General features: G+C 42.6%; 23 protein-coding genes. 4 read left to right on the forward strand and 19 right to left on the reverse strand.

Annotated elements, in window-relative coordinates; genetic code table 11:
* Nucleotides 1-705 precede the first annotated feature (705 nt).
* From rplQ to NH153_RS07060, 18 genes are all read right to left on the reverse strand, one after another.
* On the reverse strand, nt 706-1,107 hold the full coding sequence (rplQ, locus tag NH153_RS06980; protein ID WP_004589197.1) for a 50S ribosomal protein L17: 402 nt from the start codon (nt 1,105-1,107) through the stop codon (nt 706-708).
* A gap of 39 nt (nt 1,108-1,146) precedes the next feature.
* The gene (locus tag NH153_RS06985) at nt 1,147-2,133 is read right to left on the reverse strand and encodes a DNA-directed RNA polymerase subunit alpha (RefSeq protein ID WP_004589198.1); all 987 of its coding nucleotides are present in this window, start codon (nt 2,131-2,133) and stop codon (nt 1,147-1,149) included.
* Nucleotides 2,134-2,157: 24 nt separating this feature from the next.
* Nucleotides 2,158-2,778 (reverse strand): 30S ribosomal protein S4, encoded by a 621-nt coding sequence (gene rpsD, locus NH153_RS06990; protein WP_036974007.1) that lies wholly within the window; start codon nt 2,776-2,778, stop codon nt 2,158-2,160.
* 21 nt (nt 2,779-2,799) lie between these two features.
* Nucleotides 2,800-3,186, reverse strand: coding sequence for a 30S ribosomal protein S11 (rpsK, locus tag NH153_RS06995; RefSeq protein WP_036974009.1), 387 nt, complete (start codon nt 3,184-3,186; stop codon nt 2,800-2,802).
* A gap of 13 nt (nt 3,187-3,199) precedes the next feature.
* Entirely contained in the window at nt 3,200-3,556 is a 357-nt protein-coding gene (rpsM, locus tag NH153_RS07000) for a 30S ribosomal protein S13 (RefSeq protein ID WP_036974011.1), read from the reverse strand.
* 128 nt (nt 3,557-3,684) lie between these two features.
* Nucleotides 3,685-3,798, reverse strand: coding sequence for a 50S ribosomal protein L36 (gene rpmJ / locus NH153_RS21585; protein WP_002959476.1), 114 nt, complete (start codon nt 3,796-3,798; stop codon nt 3,685-3,687).
* A 22-nt stretch (nt 3,799-3,820) separates the two neighbouring features.
* Nucleotides 3,821-5,149 (reverse strand): preprotein translocase subunit SecY, encoded by a 1,329-nt coding sequence (gene secY / locus NH153_RS07005; protein WP_063702319.1) that lies wholly within the window; start codon nt 5,147-5,149, stop codon nt 3,821-3,823.
* Nucleotides 5,150-5,159: 10 nt separating this feature from the next.
* Entirely contained in the window at nt 5,160-5,594 is a 435-nt protein-coding gene (gene rplO / locus NH153_RS07010) for a 50S ribosomal protein L15 (RefSeq protein ID WP_036974015.1), read from the reverse strand.
* Between the two features lie 4 nt (nt 5,595-5,598).
* The gene (gene rpmD / locus NH153_RS07015; protein WP_016710201.1) at nt 5,599-5,781 is read right to left on the reverse strand and encodes a 50S ribosomal protein L30; all 183 of its coding nucleotides are present in this window, start codon (nt 5,779-5,781) and stop codon (nt 5,599-5,601) included.
* Nucleotides 5,782-5,784: 3 nt separating this feature from the next.
* Nucleotides 5,785-6,291, reverse strand: a complete 507-nt coding sequence (gene rpsE / locus NH153_RS07020; RefSeq protein ID WP_063702321.1) for a 30S ribosomal protein S5 — start codon at nt 6,289-6,291, stop codon at nt 5,785-5,787.
* Between the two features lie 9 nt (nt 6,292-6,300).
* The gene (rplR, locus tag NH153_RS07025; RefSeq protein ID WP_036974021.1) at nt 6,301-6,651 is read right to left on the reverse strand and encodes a 50S ribosomal protein L18; all 351 of its coding nucleotides are present in this window, start codon (nt 6,649-6,651) and stop codon (nt 6,301-6,303) included.
* Nucleotides 6,652-6,660: 9 nt separating this feature from the next.
* Nucleotides 6,661-7,194 (reverse strand): 50S ribosomal protein L6, encoded by a 534-nt coding sequence (rplF, locus tag NH153_RS07030; protein ID WP_063702324.1) that lies wholly within the window; start codon nt 7,192-7,194, stop codon nt 6,661-6,663.
* Nucleotides 7,195-7,207: 13 nt separating this feature from the next.
* The gene (rpsH, locus tag NH153_RS07035) at nt 7,208-7,600 is read right to left on the reverse strand and encodes a 30S ribosomal protein S8 (RefSeq protein WP_063702326.1); all 393 of its coding nucleotides are present in this window, start codon (nt 7,598-7,600) and stop codon (nt 7,208-7,210) included.
* 21 nt (nt 7,601-7,621) lie between these two features.
* A complete protein-coding gene (gene rpsN, locus NH153_RS07040; RefSeq protein WP_063702327.1) occupies nt 7,622-7,927 on the reverse strand; it encodes a 30S ribosomal protein S14 in 306 nt (101 codons plus the stop codon).
* 10 nt (nt 7,928-7,937) lie between these two features.
* Nucleotides 7,938-8,477 (reverse strand): 50S ribosomal protein L5, encoded by a 540-nt coding sequence (rplE, locus tag NH153_RS07045; RefSeq protein ID WP_063702328.1) that lies wholly within the window; start codon nt 8,475-8,477, stop codon nt 7,938-7,940.
* 16 nt (nt 8,478-8,493) lie between these two features.
* The gene (gene rplX, locus NH153_RS07050; RefSeq protein ID WP_054554391.1) at nt 8,494-8,808 is read right to left on the reverse strand and encodes a 50S ribosomal protein L24; all 315 of its coding nucleotides are present in this window, start codon (nt 8,806-8,808) and stop codon (nt 8,494-8,496) included.
* A gap of 10 nt (nt 8,809-8,818) precedes the next feature.
* Nucleotides 8,819-9,187 carry a 50S ribosomal protein L14 gene (gene rplN, locus NH153_RS07055; RefSeq protein WP_010378257.1) on the reverse strand — a complete coding sequence of 123 codons (369 nt, stop codon included), beginning with the start codon at nt 9,185-9,187 and terminating at the stop codon, nt 8,819-8,821.
* A gap of 275 nt (nt 9,188-9,462) precedes the next feature.
* Nucleotides 9,463-11,406: an AsmA family protein gene (locus NH153_RS07060; protein ID WP_063702332.1), complete on the reverse strand. Its 1,944-nt coding sequence runs from the start codon at nt 11,404-11,406 to the stop codon at nt 9,463-9,465.
* Between the two features lie 230 nt (nt 11,407-11,636).
* Between NH153_RS07060 and NH153_RS07065 the strand changes: the two genes are divergently transcribed.
* The 4 genes from NH153_RS07065 to NH153_RS07080 all read left to right on the forward strand — a co-directional run bounded on the left by NH153_RS07065 (nt 11,637) and on the right by NH153_RS07080 (nt 14,548).
* Complete coding sequence (locus NH153_RS07065) at nt 11,637-12,056, forward strand: hypothetical protein (RefSeq protein WP_063702334.1); 420 nt, start codon at nt 11,637-11,639, stop codon at nt 12,054-12,056.
* A gap of 8 nt (nt 12,057-12,064) precedes the next feature.
* Entirely contained in the window at nt 12,065-12,265 is a 201-nt protein-coding gene (locus tag NH153_RS07070) for a helix-turn-helix transcriptional regulator (RefSeq protein ID WP_063530018.1), read from the forward strand.
* Nucleotides 12,266-12,416: 151 nt separating this feature from the next.
* Nucleotides 12,417-13,583: a hypothetical protein gene (locus tag NH153_RS07075; RefSeq protein WP_063702344.1), complete on the forward strand. Its 1,167-nt coding sequence runs from the start codon at nt 12,417-12,419 to the stop codon at nt 13,581-13,583.
* A gap of 287 nt (nt 13,584-13,870) precedes the next feature.
* Nucleotides 13,871-14,548 (forward strand): TorF family putative porin, encoded by a 678-nt coding sequence (locus NH153_RS07080; RefSeq protein ID WP_063702346.1) that lies wholly within the window; start codon nt 13,871-13,873, stop codon nt 14,546-14,548.
* Nucleotides 14,549-14,611: 63 nt separating this feature from the next.
* On the opposite strand, the gene NH153_RS07085 is transcribed toward NH153_RS07080, so the two are convergent.
* Nucleotides 14,612-15,508, reverse strand: a complete 897-nt coding sequence (locus tag NH153_RS07085) for an aldo/keto reductase (protein ID WP_205630228.1) — start codon at nt 15,506-15,508, stop codon at nt 14,612-14,614.
* Nucleotides 15,509-15,528: the final 20 nt, after the last annotated feature.

The raw sequence follows: 15,528 nt of genomic DNA on the forward strand, positions 1-15,528 counted from the left end.
CTGTATAAATTGACTATATAGTCACTCATAAGAAATTGAGACTCTAAATTTGTTTGCTCCACTTAGTAAACTAAGCTTCGCTGTTAGAACTCAATCTGTACGAGTGCCCACACAGATGATTGCTTTATATTGTTAAAGAACGTTTGAGATACTTTTTCGTCTCAAGGGCTGTGCATTCTACGCAAGCCGTTATTTTTGTCAACTCTTAATTTTGAGAAAAGTTTATTTTTTCAAAACTCAGTCTTACTTGACTCAACCAACTCGTCGTTTTGCTTTTCTGTAAGCAGTCCGCCGTGTCGGTGGATGCGCATTATAGGGAGATCCGAATTGAGATCAACTGTTTTTTGAAGTTTTTATGAAAAAAATGACTGTTCGCGCAAAATACGAACGAAACGCGTAAAAATAGCACTAAATCACTCGTATTAGGCCTATATAGCCACTGTATTTTATATATATGCCTGTTTTTAACTTCTATAACAGAAGATGTTGCTATTAAAGAACGCGGTGTGATCTTTATCTGTGATCTTAGTTGCTAGGTGCTAGGTGCTAGGTGCTAGGTGCTAGGTGCTAGGTGCTAGGTGCTAGGTGCTAGTTGCTTCAAGATTGTATGGTGATGTTTGGGAATTGATAGAGTTAATTTATCGATAGTGAATTTCAGAAAGTAAAAAGCCGAGCATAAGCTCGGCTTTTTGGTGTCTTTACGACTTACTCTGCAGACTGCGCGTCTTCTTGAACTTCTTCGTTTGTCGCTGGGCGACCAACTAGTTCAATATAAGCCATTGGTGCATTATCACCAGCACGGAAGCCACACTTAAGAATACGAGTGTAACCACCAGGACGGTCTGTATTACGTGGACCGATTTCGCTGAATAATTTACCAACTACTTCATTATCACGCGTGCGAGCAAACGCTAAACGGCGGTTTGCTACACTGTCAGTCTTAGCCAGTGTGATTAAAGGTTCAATTACACGGCGCAACTCTTTAGCTTTAGGCAAAGTTGTTTTGATGATTTCATGTTTCACCAAAGAACCAGCCATATTGCTGAACATCGCTTTGCGATGGCTGCTGTTACGGTTTAATTGACGACCACTCTTACGATGGCGCATGACCCTATCCTTCTAACTAAACTAATATAGTGATTTAGATTATTCAGCTAGGCTTGCAGGCGGCCAATTTTCTAGGCGCATACCTAGAGAAAGACCACGTGAAGCTAGCACGTCTTTAATTTCAGTTAGAGACTTCTTACCTAAGTTAGGCGTTTTAAGAAGCTCAACTTCAGTGCGCTGAACTAAATCACCGATATATTGAATTTGCTCGGCTTTCAAACAGTTTGCTGAACGTACTGTTAGTTCAAGATCATCAACTGGACGAAGTAGAATAGGATCGAATTCTGGCTTCTCTTCTTTCTCTTCTGGCTCAGTTACATCACGTAAATCTACGAATGCATCTAATTGCTCAGCTAAGATAGTAGACGCACGGCGGATCGCTTCTTCAGGATCTAAAGTGCCGTTCGTTTCCATATCAATGATTAACTTGTCTAAGTCTGTACGTTGCTCAACACGGGCTGATTCAACCGAGTACGCAATACGTTCAACTGGGCTGAATGATGCATCAAGCAGCAGACGACCAATTGGACGCTCATCGTCATCAGAGGATAAACGACTAGATGCCGGCACATAACCGCGACCGCGCTCAACACGAATACGCATGCTGATCTCGCTGCTATCTGTCGTAAGGTGACAGATAACGTGATCTGGGTTGGCGATAGTTACATCACCATCGTGCTGAATATCAGCCGCAGTCACAGGGCCTACACCAGATTTAGTCAGGGTCAGAAAAACTTCATCTTTGCCTTCTAAAGTTACTGCTAGACCTTTAAGGTTTAACAGAATTTCAATGATGTCTTCTTGTACGCCCTCTTTCGCGCTGTACTCATGCAATACACCGTCGATTTCTACTTCAGTTACTGCACATCCAGGCATAGATGATAACAGTATACGGCGTAAGGCATTACCCAAAGTGTGACCGAAGCCACGCTCTAATGGTTCTAAAACTACTTTAGAACGCGTAGGGTTGATAGCGTCGATATCGACTAACCTTGGTTTTAGGAATTCGGTAACAGAACCCTGCATTTTATCCTCTCTTAACTCTTAACTTTACTTAGAGTAAAGTTCGACGATTAGTTGTTCGTTAATGTCCGCAGACAGATCTGAACGCTCAGGTAGGCGCTTGAAGCTACCTTCCATTTTCTTACCGTCAACTTCAACCCAAGTCGGCTTTTCACGTTGCTCAGCCAACTCTAGAGCAGCGATGATACGTGCTTGTGTTTTTGACTTCTCACGAATTACAACAGTATCTTCTGGAGTAATTACGTATGAAGGGATGTTCACTACACGACCATTAACTAAAATCGCTTTGTGGCTAACTAACTGACGTGCTTCAGCGCGTGTGCTAGCAAAACCCATGCGATATACAACATTGTCTAAACGTTGCTCTAAAAGCTGTAACAAGTTTTCACCTGTATTACCTTTAAGGCGAGCAGCTTCTTTGTAGTAGTTACGGAATTGCTTTTCTAATACACCGTAGATACGACGTACTTTTTGCTTTTCACGTAACTGTAAACCGTAATCAGATAAGCGACCTTTACGAGCGCCGTGCTGACCAGGTGCAGTCTCAAGTTTACACTTAGAGTCGATAGCTCTTACGCCGCTTTTAAGGAACAGGTCAGTACCTTCACGACGACTCAGCTTGAGCTTAGGGCCCAAATATCTTGCCATGTTATTTCTCCTAACCTATTGTTAAACGCGACGTTTCTTCGGTGGACGACAACCGTTATGAGGGATTGGCGTCACGTCAGTGATGTTGGTGATACGGTAACCAGCAGCATTCAAAGCACGTACAGCAGATTCACGACCTGGACCTGGACCTTTAATGAAAACTTCTAGATTTTTTAAACCGTATTCTTGAGCAGCAGTACCTGCACGCTCTGCAGCAACCTGAGCCGCGAATGGAGTAGATTTACGTGAACCACGGAAACCTGAACCACCTGCTGTTGCCCAAGATAGTGCATTACCTTGACGGTCGGTAATTGTTACAATAGTGTTGTTGAAAGAAGCATGAACGTGAGCCATACCATCAGCAACTTGCTTTTTAACCTTCTTACGACGAATTGGTGCTTTAGCCATAATCTACCCCACCTTATTTCTTGATAGGCTTGCGAGGACCCTTACGAGTACGCGCGTTAGTCTTAGTACGTTGACCACGTAGTGGTAACGAACGACGGTGACGTAGGCCACGGAAACAACCAAGGTCCATAAGGCGCTTGATATTTAATGTAACTTCACGACGAAGGTCACCTTCTACAGTGTACTTGCCAACTGCTTCACGCAATACGTCAAGTGTTTCGTCTGAAAGTTCACCGATTTTTGTGGTCTCGGCGATACCAGTCGCTGCTAAGATAGCCTTAGAGCGAGTCTTACCTATGCCATAAATAGCAGTTAAACCGATAACTGCATGTTTATGATCAGGGACGTTAATGCCAGCGATACGGGCCACTAACACATCTCCTATATTTGAATTTGGTTATCATCTGTTTGAAAAGCCCGTAAGGATACTCAAACGAAGACCAAATCACAACTAAAAACACAGGCCGAGTGAATAACTCAGCCTGCACGACTGTTTAATTAGCCTTGCCTTTGCTTGTGCTTAGGCTCACTGCAAATTACGCGTACTACACCAGCACGTTTAATAACTTTACAGTTACGGCATATTTTCTTAACGGAAGCACGTACTTTCATTGCTCAACTCCGTAAAATGACCTTATCGGCCGTAGCCTTTAAGGTTTGCTTTTTTCAGCACAGAATCATACTGATGTGACATCAGATGCGTCTGTACTTGTGCCATAAAGTCCATGATTACAACAACGATAATCAAAATTGATGTACCGCCGAAATAGAATGGCGTTTGCCATGCCATAGTCATGAATTCGGGCACCAGACAGATAAAGGTTATATACAAAGCACCTGCCAATGTCAGGCGTGTCATCACTTTATCAATGTATTTAGATGTCTGCTCACCTGGACGAATACCTGGGATAAATGCGCCAGATTTTTTCAGGTTATCTGCTGTTTCACGCGGGTTAAATACCAACGCGGTGTAGAAAAAGCAGAAGAAGATAATAGCCGCAGCTAAAACCATCGCATATAAAGGCTGACCTGGAGTCAACGTTGTAGCGATTGCTTGTAGCACATCAGCGACCGGACCTTCACCCTGGCCGAACCAGCTTGCAATTGTACCAGGGAACAGAATTATACTGCTAGCAAAGATTGGTGGAATAACACCCGCCATGTTTACTTTCAGTGGTAAGTGCGTGCTTTGAGCTGCAAATACCTGACGACCTTGTTGACGCTTCGCATAGTTAACGACGATACGACGTTGACCACGCTCGAAGAATACAACTAGGTAAGTAACAGCGAATACGATTACAGCAATCAATAACAGTACAAGTACATTCAGATCACCTTGGCGCGCCATTTCGGCTGTCGAACCAATAGCAGACGGCAGGTTAGCTACGATACCAACAAAAATCAGAACTGAAATACCGTTACCGATACCGCGTTCTGTAATTTGCTCGCCCAACCACATTAGGAACATAGTACCTGTTACTAAACTCACTACAGCAGTGAAGTAGAAACCGATACCAGGGTTAACAACTAACCCGTCCATCATGCTCGGTAAGCTGGTAGCAATACCGATTGATTGGATAGTAGCAAGCACAAGCGTGCCGTAGCGTGTGTACTGGCTAATTTTCTTACGCCCTTGCTCACCTTCTTTCTTAAGCTCTATAAACGGCGGATACATATGCGTTAATAGTTGCGTAATAATCGAAGCCGAGATGTACGGCATAATACCCAGTGCTAACACTGAAGCGCGCTCAAGCGCACCACCGCTGAACATGTTAAACATTTCAACAATGGTGCCCTTTTGTTGCTCGAAGAAATCGGCAAGTACAGCGGCGTCAATCCCAGGGATCGGCACGAATGAACCTAGACGGTAAATAATGATAGCACCTAATACAAATAGTAATCGACGCTTCAATTCCGAAAGCCCACTTTGTGCACTTTTCATATCTTGACCTGGTTTAGCCATTAGTACTTCCTTAGTCTTCTACCTTGCCTCCGGCAGCTTCGATAGCTTCGCGAGCACCTTTAGTCACTTTAAGACCTTTAACGGTAACTGCGCGTGAAACTTCGCCAGATTTTACTACTTTAACGAACTGGATGTTCTTTTTAACTAGACCAGCTGCTTGTAACGCGTTTACGTCTACTACATCGCCTTCAACTTTAGCGATTTCAAAAAGGTTAACTTCAGTAGATACTAATGATTTACGTGAAGTGAAACCAAATTTAGGTAGACGACGTTGCATAGGCATTTGACCGCCTTCGAAACCAACGCGTACTTTACCGCCAGAACGTGATTTTTGACCTTTATGACCACGGCCACCAGTCTTACCAAGACCAGAACCGATACCACGACCTAGACGTTTCTTTTCAGTTTTTGCACCAGCAGCAGGTGAAAGTGTATTCAAACGCATCGAATTAACCCTCAACCTTTACCATGTAAGAAACTTGGTTAATCATACCACGCACACATGCTGTGTCTTCTAACTCAACAGTGTGATTGATACGACGTAGACCAAGACCACGTAATGTAGCTTTATGCTTCGGTAAACGACCGATAGAGCTCTTTACTTGTGTTACTTTAACAGTTTTATTAGCCATGGTTTACCCCGTGATTTCGTCAACGCTAAGACCACGTTTAGCAGCGATAGCTTCTGGAGAGTTCATGTTCTCAAGAGCAGCAATCGTTGCACGAACGATGTTGATCGGGTTAGTTGAACCGTATGCTTTTGACAGTACGTTCTGTACACCAGTTACTTCTAGTACTGCACGCATCGCACCACCGGCGATGATACCTGTACCTTCAGAAGCAGGCTGCATGTATACTTTAGAACCCGCGTGGCGACCCTTGATTGGGTGCTGTAGCGTGTTGCCGTTTAGTTCTACGCTGATCATGTTGCGACGTGCTTTTTCCATTGCTTTTTGAATAGCAGCTGGAACTTCACGTGCTTTACCATAACCAAAACCTACTTTACCTGCGCCGTCACCAACTACAGTTAGTGCAGTGAAGCTAAAGATACGACCACCTTTAACCACTTTAGACACACGGTTTACCGCGATTAGCTTTTCAGCCAAATCAGGCTGTTGTTGCTTTGCTTCTACGTTAGCCATTGTCTACTCCTAGAATTGCAGACCGGCTTCACGCGCTGCATCAGCAAGCGCCTTCACACGGCCGTGATATTTAAAGCCACTGCGATCAAAAGCAATCTTTTCGATGCCTTTGTCAGCTGCACGTTCAGCAACCGCTTTACCAACTGCTTGAGCAGCTGCAACGTTACCTGTGCCTTTAACTGTTTCGCTAATTGCTTTTTCAACAGTAGAAGCAGCAGCCAGTACAGTACCCTCAGCAGTAACTACTTGAGCGTAAATGTGACGTGGCGTGCGGTGGATAACAAGACGCGTTGTGCCTTGTTCAATGTAATTTCTACGAGTGCGTTTAGCACGACGTAGACGAGCTGTTTTTTTATCCATCGTCTTACCTTACTTCTTCTTAGCCTCTTTACGGCGTACATTCTCGTCCGCGTAACGAACACCTTTACCTTTATAAGGCTCAGGTTTACGGTATGCACGGATGTTAGCAGCTGTTTGACCAACTAACTGCTTGTCTACGCCCTTAACTAGAACTTCTGTTTGGCTTGGTGTTTCAATCGTAATACCTTCTGGTACTTCGAAATTAACTGGGTGTGAGAAACCAAGAGTTAAGTCTAATACTTTGCCCTTAGCTGCTGCACGGTAACCAACACCTACTAACTGAAGTTTCTTCTCGTAACCTTCATGCGTACCAACAACCATGTTGTTGATAAGAGCGCGAGCAGTACCTGCTTGTGCCCATGCATTGACTACGCCTTCACGAGGTAAAGTTGTAATAACGTTGTCGTTAACTTGTACTTCAACAGCGTCGTTGATAGTGCGAGTTAATTCACCGTTTTTGCCTTTAACTGTGATTTCCTGGCCTTTTAATGTAACTTCTACACCGGCAGGAACATTGATTGGTGCCTTTGCTATGCGAGACATAGTTCCCCTCCGATTAAGCTACAAAGCCAATGATCTCACCACCAACGCCGGCACTACGTGCTGCGCGGTCTGTCATTAGGCCTTTAGAAGTTGATACGATAGCGATACCAAGACCACCCATTACCTTTGGTAATTCGTCACGTTTCTTATAGATACGTAGACCAGGGCGGCTAACACGCTGGATATTTTCAATAACAGCTTTGCCTTCGAAATATTTTAATTCGATAGAAAGCTCAGGCTTCGCTTCACCGCTTACAGCGTAATCTGCGATATAACCTTCATCTTTTAATACTTTAGCTACTGCTACTTTCAGTTTTGAAGTTGGCATCGTTACTGATACTTTCTTCGCTGACTGACCGTTACGGATACGTGTAAACAAATCCGCAATAGGATCTTGCAAGCTCATAGTCTTACTCCCGTGATACTATTACCAGCTAGCCTTTTTAAGGCCAGGAATTTCACCGCGCATAGCTGCTTCGCGAACTTTGATACGGCTCATGCCGAATTTGCGAAGGTAACCGTGTGGGCGGCCCGTAACGTTACAACGATTACGTTGACGTGAAGGGCTAGAATCACGTGGTAAAGCTTGTAGCTTTAATACCGCGTCCCAACGATCATCGTCAGATGTTTTCACATCGCTGATGATAGCTTTTAGTGCCGCACGCTTTTCAGCGAACTGAGCAACTAATTTAGTGCGCTTTGCTTCGCGCGCTTTCATAGAATTCTTTGCCATAACCCTACCCTTATTTCTTGAATGGGAAGTTAAACGCTTCTAACAACGCACGGCCTTCATCATCTGTTTTCGCAGAAGTAGTGATAGTGATATCAAGACCACGTACACGGTCTACTTTATCATAATCGATTTCTGGGAAGATGATTTGCTCACGTACGCCCATGCTGTAGTTACCACGTCCATCGAAAGACTTAGCACTTACACCACGGAAGTCACGGATACGTGGGATAGCGATTGAAACCAAACGCTCAAAAAAGTCCCACATACGCTCGCCACGTAGGGTTACTTTACAACCAATTGGGTAACCTTCACGCACTTTGAAGCCAGCAACTGATTTGCGTGCTTTAGTGATTAGAGGTTTCTGACCAGAGATTGCTTCTAGATCCGCAACAGCGTTATCTAGGATCTTCTTGTCAGCTAGAGCTTCGCCCACACCCATGTTTAATGTGATCTTTTCGATCTGAGGGACTTGCATGACAGAGCTGAAACCAAACTTCTCTTGAAGCTCAGCAACTACTTTGTCTTTGTATAATTCATGCAGTTTCGCCATCATTCTACTCCAACTATTAGATAGTTTTACCAGTAGATTTAAAGATACGTAATTTCTTACCATCTTCAATCTTGAAACCTACACGATCTGCTTTACCCGTTTCCGAGTTGTAGATCGCAACGTTTGATACGTCGATAGACGCTTCTTTCTCAACAATACCGCCAGCTTGGTTCAACTGAGGAACAGGCTTTTGGTGCTTCTTGATTAAGTTGATGCCTTCGACAAATACTCGACCAGATTCAGCAACAACTGAAAGCACTTTACCGCGCTTACCTTTGTCTTTGCCTGCTAGTACGATTACTTCGTCATCACGACGGATTTTTGCTGCCATGATAGACTCCTTATAGTACTTCTGGTGCTAGTGAAACGATTTTCATGAACTTTTCAGTACGAAGTTCACGAGTCACAGGGCCGAAGATACGAGTACCAATTGGCTGTAAGTTATCGTTTAAGATAACAGCCGCATTGCTATCGAAACGGATCAAAGAACCGTCCGGACGACGAACGCCTTTTTTAGTACGCACAACTACCGCGTTTTTAACATCACCTTTCTTCACTTTACCGCGAGGAATAGCTTCTTTTACAGAAACTTTGATGATATCGCCAACCGCTGCGTAGCGACGGTGCGAACCGCCAAGGACTTTAATACACTGCACTTTGCGAGCGCCGCTGTTATCAGCAACGTCCAGCTGAGTTTGCATTTGGATCATGTTAATGACCTCCGGTGTAGAAATTACAACACGCCTTAATTTTGTTTAAAATCAAGACATTTCGGTTAAATTCCACTCAAAAAACAAGCAAGTTGTCTCTTAAGGGCGGGCAATTGTAGCAGCAATGGCAAGGAAGTGGTAGGTTATTTTTTAATTAATTTGGAATTAATCGCAATGCCTGCATTGAGGAATTACAGCAGCTTGCTGGTTTGTTATTGATTATAAAACAAACAGGGCGCAAATGCGCCCTGTTTTAGTATTTAATTAAATTTTAATTAATTACCAAATAGACCTTTTAATTTGTCTTTAATTTTATCTTTAGCTTTTTCTTTCACTTCTTCTTTCGCCGCATCACTAACATCTAAGCTATAGCCAACATCATGAAATGGACCTTTGATACGCAGTGGAATTTTAAAGCCTGTGCTGTCATCGGTCGTGCCTTGACCTTCGATTGAATCAACAATACCTGTCACTAAACGGTAATCAACAGTCGTCATTGGTAAATCAACCTTACCTGAACCAGTAATACGGACAAGCGGGCTAAGTAGCGACAAGTCTTTATTTTCACCTACACCATTAGTGAATACAAAACTGCCCTTCAATGCCGAGAAGTCTGTTTGCTGTGAGTTATCAAAGCCAGTATCTAACCCTTCAGATACTGCACTTAAGTTACCTTTTATAAGCTCTTTTGCTTTACGAACCATCTCTGCGATGTTGGCACCTTTTACCGCACCATCTGCAAACTCAAAGCCTAACTTACCATTTAATGCATTAATAAAGCTCTTTTGACTTTGACCTGTGGTCGTAAGATCCCAGTTTAGAGAGCCTTTACCCATCAACTTATCGAAACCAGCTGCATCAGTCAGTAATGGCTGTGCATCAATTTTATCTAAAGCAAAGTTGGTACTAATTTTATACGGTGTTTGCTTGGCATTGACGGTGATCACACCTTTACCATTGCCTTCATAAGCAACAAACTTATCTAGGCTGATTTTAGCCACTGCATTTTTTAGGTTCACCGTTAACTGGTTTTCACCAAGAGTAATATCATTTGCTTTTAAGCCACTTGAACGCACGACTACATTTGCATCCAATGCATTTAAGCCGCTCATGTCAATTGCAGTATCATCCCAAACAATTGGCTGTGCAGGCGCATCTGCTGCAGGCTCTGCTTGTTCTTCTTTAGCTACGCCCTCCGGTAAGTAAGGGTTTAAATCAAGCATCCCTAAATCAATATCGGCATTTACAGCTAAACGGTCACCAAGCTTAATATCGCTTTTACCTTTAATTTGCAGCTCATCTAGCGTGGCTAGTAGCTCAGTAAGCTTAAACTGCTGTCCTTTTAGGTGCATTGAACCTTTTACATTAAAGGCATTAAACGCATTTTCTTTTGCATTAAGCTCTACACCTTGCCAGCTCGCAATGTTTTTAACAGAGTCACCACTAACAGAAAGAAGCCCTTGCACATCATTACCCATTTCTGCAATTGCACCTTTAAAGTTCAAGTCGACTAAGCGAGAATCAACCTCAGTGCTGACATTAAAGGTTTCGCCTTCAATTGCTTTTACCGGTGTATCTAGCGTGACATCTAAGTTAAAGCGCTCACCCATATAGGTAATACCGCCTTTTAACTCTAAGGTCTTACGAAGAGAAGGTAATAAGATGGCTAACTCTAAATCGCTTATCTGTTGTTTTGCCCCGGTTTTACCGTCTAGATAAGTAAAAGTACCGCCATAGATTGCCACTTCACCAAGCTCGATATCAAAGTTATCTGGTAAGTTAACTGCGCTAGAACTCTTTTGCTGCTCTGTCTGTGGTTGCTCAGCAACCGCATCAAATAATTGCCAGTTTGCTTTACCATTTTTATCGGTTTCTAACAAAATCGTTGGTTCGTTAATCACAAATTTATCTAGCTTAAACTCACCGCCAAATAACGACATCCAAGGGATACGAATAGCAAGTTGTTGCATGCTCGCCATATCTTTTTGCGAGCCCGTTTGCATATTGGCAAAGTGCACATCATTCAATTCGAGTTTTAATGATGGAAATACCGACAACTTTTTATCGCCGTTAATAGTCAGACTACGACCTGTGGTTTGTTCTACTTGCTCCGATACTTTATTAAATATCGCGTCTGTAGGTATGAGAAATGGTGCTGCGACTACCAATGCAATCAGTAATACGAAGATGACACCAACGATTTTCAGTAAGGTTTTCATAATCATCCTTAAAAATGGGCAAACAATGTTCATATCATAGCGGGAGTTAGGCGCAAATGCATTGCCCAACACATAAAAAGGTTCGTAAACAAGCTTAGGTACAAGAATATGAATCAGCGCTGAAACTTTTTGATACCTACAGGTTACAAAAAAAACTTGACCACATGATACCCTAGGGTTACATTGATACCTATAGGTTACATTTGAGTTGAAAATAAAAGGAAACGATTATGTCTAAGCAAGATATCAAAACGGAAGAAAAGTTTATGAGTCATAACGCATGGTTTTCAATATTCATGGGGGTCACGTTATTAATTATTAGTGTTTACCCAATGCTCAAGCAAACATCAGTGCCTTTACTGTTTATTGGTGGTGCCGCATTTATTGGTTCATTCTTTATGTTTGTAATTAGAGGTGGATTTACATGGAAACTTGGCTATCGCCTTACATATAAGGATGAATTTTTAAATACGGTTGATACCATCGCTTATAAACATGTTGTGCTTGGATTACTTTTTAGCATGGGGGCTATTTTTTTATTAGCTGATGAACTTGCTTTAAATGTATCTCATAGCATGATGGCCACATTTTACCTTGCCTTGATGTGTTTGATATATGGCGTATCAATTATTTGGCAAAGTAGAGACTAGGTGTAAAAGTGCAAAATAATATCGCTAAATTCCGTAAAGATAAGGGGTTATCGCAGCAAGAACTTGCTGATGCCATTGCAGTATCACGTAAAACCATTAGCACAGTTGAAACAGGCCGCTTTATACCCTCGGTGATTATCGCGTTAAAAATTGCTGCTCACTTTGAGCTCAGTGTTGAACAATTATTTACACTCGATGACAATGATTAATTAACCACGTCAGACGCAATCTTACTTATAAATTATCAGTAAGATTGCATCATTTCATTACTTCGGTATGATGCACGCCCCTGTTGTTTTTGCACCCTGTGTACTAAAATTAAACAACCCAATTTAGTCAAAACTGGAGTATCGATTAAGCATGAAGAAACTGCTTATTTCACCGTCAAAAATGGCGCTTGGCGAGCAAGAAAGTCAAATTTATCAAAACATCCTCAAGCAAGCCTCTGATATCAGCTTAAACCTAATGGCAGTTAAAGTAGAAAATCACCCTGAAGACTTTTTAGGTTGGTGCTATGAGCTATTAAGTGCAAGCCGCGATCGCATTAACTACGATCTGTTAGAAGATAAGCAATTACCGACACTTAAAAAACTTCATGACTTATTAATTTCTGCAATCAGCTTTTTGCAGCTAAAAACACTAAGGGTTGCGCCATGGCCTGTTATCGCAGGCTTCATCGAACAGCATAAAGAACTGATAGCGCTTGATGAGCAACTACGCTTGGCTAATTACCTTGCAGCAATTAAATCGCAATCACTCAAAGAAATGATCCCTGAAGACCGTTTAGCGTTTTCAGGTAAACACAGTGCTTCACTAGACCCAAGCAGCTATAACTTCGACGTTGAATGGTTTGCTTCTACCAAGAACGCAAAAGGTTTCCACCAAATGTTGAGTGATTTACCTGGCGCATTTGATGAAGCGCTTGCACACATTCCACTCGAGGGTGAAGTAACGCAAGAACATTATCAGCATTTTATGGTTGCTTACTTCATGGCATTTAATGGCAGCGATGAAAAACCAACGCTTGCTCCTGCTACTCGCTTACTTGCGATGCGCCGACCTGACGTGTTTACACCAATCGTAAATAGTAAGCTCGATGCTCTTTGTGCGGCATTAGGCATTACTAAGCTTAATAACCGCGATTTTGAGCGCTACTGGCAAGATGTTGTCGAAGCCATTCATAGTATGCCTTGGTTCAAAATGGCCAACGCAGCAAATGAGCTTGAACACTCTCTGGTTGAAATCAAAGCCCTATTACCGAGCTTCTTTTATTATGCAGATAAAAGTACCGCTGATAACTCAAACTATATTAAGTTGTTAAACAAACCTAAGAGTACCACGAGCTCAGCAGGTAAAAAGACCGTACGCCGTGGCAAAGAATCAGCTGAGATACTGGTAGACCGTGCACTAGCAAGCGATGATATCCCTGAACATATCAAAGCTAAGCGCGATTCAATCATCAGTGAAGTTGAAAAAGGCCGCAGCGTCGAAGAAACAATTAGTCTAATGCGTGCAATTTTCGGCTAAGTCACTCTCAAATAAGCAAAACCCGGTTGCTTCGCAATTGTGCAATCGGGTTATTTATTGCACCACACGTGTGCGCATGAATAATTCAAATAACCACCCCTTCCAAAATTAAACAAGCTTAAAAGTCTGTTTTTAAAGCGTTTAAGCATAAAATATCCCATACAAAATGAACTTGGCACAACCAGTGCAATATCGTATCCAGACAACACATAGAAAATGTCCTCAAATAATAACCAGACTGCAATCTGAAATGGGACAAAATCAACATAACAACAGGATACAGAAACATGCTAAAACTAAAAAAAACGGTCGCAGCAAGCGCCCTTGCGCTATTAACTTTGAGCTCAACATATAGCTATGCAGAAGTCACAGCAAACGCTGCGGCAACTTCAAACTACTTATGGCGTGGTCAAGAGCAAGGCGGTGGTGATGCTGCAATCCAGGGTGGTATCGACTACGCAAGTGAATCTGGCTTTTATGCAGGTACTTGGGTGTCGAATGCTAGCTGGGCTGACGACATGACTTACGAGCTAGACCTTTATGCTGGTTTTGGCGGTGAAATCAATGAAACCTTTAGCTACGATGTTGGCTACATTTATTATGCATACCCAGATGCAGCATCTTACACAGATGCAGACTTCTCAGAAATCTACGGTAGCATTAGCATGGGTAGCTTCACCTTTGGTGCAGCAATACTAGCAACATCAGCAGCAAGCGGTGACGGTACAGATTTTGGTGATTCACTTTATTTAAATGCTGACTACAGCTTCCCAGTTGGTAGTACCGGTGCAGAAATGGCCCTTCATTTAGGTCATTACTCAGGGGATTTCATTGGTGATGATGACATCATCGACTACGGCGTTTCAGTGTCGAAAGACGGCTTTACTTTCGGTCTTTCAGACAATGACATCGATGGTTCAGATGTAAAAGTGTACGTCGCTTACGCGGTTGACTTCACTTTATAAAGAATGTGTTACTTGCTGCAACACGAAGGGCCGTAAGGCCCTTTTCTCATTTTGGGCTGTACGTTAAGGCACACTATGACCAGTTGAGCCTTGCCAAATGCGATACCATTGTTCACGGTTCATTGTAAGCTGCTTAGCTTCAACCGCTGATTTAACACGCTCAATATTCCCCGTACCGAGTACCACAGACGGTGCACTTGGGTGCATTAACAGCCAAGCATAAACAACTTGATCAATGGCTGTCGCGCCAATTTCAGCACCAACCTGCTCTAGCACTGCACGTAAACGTACCGCTTTTTCATCATCACTTGAGAATATACGACCCCCAGCTAATGGTGACCAAAGCATAGGTTTGATATCGAGCAATTGGCATTGGTCTAAGCTGCCATCATCAAGCGCTTTCATTTCGTAAGGAGAAAACTCAATTTGATTGGTCACAAGCTCAAAGTCTAAACGCGACTGCAACAGGCTAAGTTGCGATGGCGTAAAATTAGATACACCAAAGTCAAGCACATCACCATTTGCTTTTAGGGTATTAAATGCTTGTACCATTTCATCGGCGTTCATTAAGTAATCAGGGCGATGGATAAGTAATACATCTAAACGATCAGTGTTGAAGTTTTTAAGTGACTGCTGTGCTGAGGCAATTATATGCGCGGCACTTGAATCATAATGGTTTGCTTTGCCTTGCAATCCTAGGCTTGCAAACGCAGGCTTGATACCACACTTAGTGATTATTTTGATTTCATCACGAATACTTGGTTTTAGTTTAAGTGCTTTACCAAATTCGGCTTCACAACCGTATTCACCGTAGATGTCAGCATGATCGGTATGTGACACCCCCATCTCTATTGCATTTTCTAAAAAACTTAAGCATTGCTGTGGCGTTATCTGCCAATCTAACAAGCGCCAGAATCCTAATACCAACTCATCAATACAACGACCTTTGCTATTCACCATAACGACCTACTATTCCTAAT

It is taken from the genome of Pseudoalteromonas gelatinilytica (genome assembly GCF_001641615.1).
Classification (GTDB): domain Bacteria; phylum Pseudomonadota; class Gammaproteobacteria; order Enterobacterales; family Alteromonadaceae; genus Pseudoalteromonas; species Pseudoalteromonas gelatinilytica.

What these genes read in the sequence shown, in the direction of transcription:
- rplQ (WP_004589197.1), bottom strand. Translation starts at nt 1,107, where the DNA reads ATGCGCCATCGTAAGAGTGGTCGTCAATTAAACCGTAACAGCAGCCAT.
- NH153_RS06985 (WP_004589198.1), bottom strand. Translation starts at nt 2,133, where the DNA reads ATGCAGGGTTCTGTTACCGAATTCCTAAAACCAAGGTTAGTCGATATC.
- rpsD (WP_036974007.1), bottom strand. Translation starts at nt 2,778, where the DNA reads ATGGCAAGATATTTGGGCCCTAAGCTCAAGCTGAGTCGTCGTGAAGGT.
- rpsK (WP_036974009.1), bottom strand. Translation starts at nt 3,186, where the DNA reads ATGGCTAAAGCACCAATTCGTCGTAAGAAGGTTAAAAAGCAAGTTGCT.
- rpmJ (WP_002959476.1), bottom strand. Translation starts at nt 3,798, where the DNA reads ATGAAAGTACGTGCTTCCGTTAAGAAAATATGCCGTAACTGTAAAGTT.
- secY (WP_063702319.1), bottom strand. Translation starts at nt 5,149, where the DNA reads ATGGCTAAACCAGGTCAAGATATGAAAAGTGCACAAAGTGGGCTTTCG.
- rplO (WP_036974015.1), bottom strand. Translation starts at nt 5,594, where the DNA reads ATGCGTTTGAATACACTTTCACCTGCTGCTGGTGCAAAAACTGAAAAG.
- rpmD (WP_016710201.1), bottom strand. Translation starts at nt 5,781, where the DNA reads ATGGCTAATAAAACTGTTAAAGTAACACAAGTAAAGAGCTCTATCGGT.
- rpsE (WP_063702321.1), bottom strand. Translation starts at nt 6,291, where the DNA reads ATGGCTAACGTAGAAGCAAAGCAACAACAGCCTGATTTGGCTGAAAAG.
- rplR (WP_036974021.1), bottom strand. Translation starts at nt 6,651, where the DNA reads ATGGATAAAAAAACAGCTCGTCTACGTCGTGCTAAACGCACTCGTAGA.
- rplF (WP_063702324.1), bottom strand. Translation starts at nt 7,194, where the DNA reads ATGTCTCGCATAGCAAAGGCACCAATCAATGTTCCTGCCGGTGTAGAA.
- rpsH (WP_063702326.1), bottom strand. Translation starts at nt 7,600, where the DNA reads ATGAGCTTGCAAGATCCTATTGCGGATTTGTTTACACGTATCCGTAAC.
- rpsN (WP_063702327.1), bottom strand. Translation starts at nt 7,927, where the DNA reads ATGGCAAAGAATTCTATGAAAGCGCGCGAAGCAAAGCGCACTAAATTA.
- rplE (WP_063702328.1), bottom strand. Translation starts at nt 8,477, where the DNA reads ATGGCGAAACTGCATGAATTATACAAAGACAAAGTAGTTGCTGAGCTT.
- rplX (WP_054554391.1), bottom strand. Translation starts at nt 8,808, where the DNA reads ATGGCAGCAAAAATCCGTCGTGATGACGAAGTAATCGTACTAGCAGGC.
- rplN (WP_010378257.1), bottom strand. Translation starts at nt 9,187, where the DNA reads ATGATCCAAATGCAAACTCAGCTGGACGTTGCTGATAACAGCGGCGCT.
- NH153_RS07060 (WP_063702332.1), bottom strand. Translation starts at nt 11,406, where the DNA reads ATGAAAACCTTACTGAAAATCGTTGGTGTCATCTTCGTATTACTGATT.
- NH153_RS07065 (WP_063702334.1), top strand. Translation starts at nt 11,637, where the DNA reads ATGTCTAAGCAAGATATCAAAACGGAAGAAAAGTTTATGAGTCATAAC.
- NH153_RS07075 (WP_063702344.1), top strand. Translation starts at nt 12,417, where the DNA reads ATGAAGAAACTGCTTATTTCACCGTCAAAAATGGCGCTTGGCGAGCAA.
- NH153_RS07080 (WP_063702346.1), top strand. Translation starts at nt 13,871, where the DNA reads ATGCTAAAACTAAAAAAAACGGTCGCAGCAAGCGCCCTTGCGCTATTA.
- NH153_RS07085 (WP_205630228.1), bottom strand. Translation starts at nt 15,508, where the DNA reads ATGGTGAATAGCAAAGGTCGTTGTATTGATGAGTTGGTATTAGGATTC.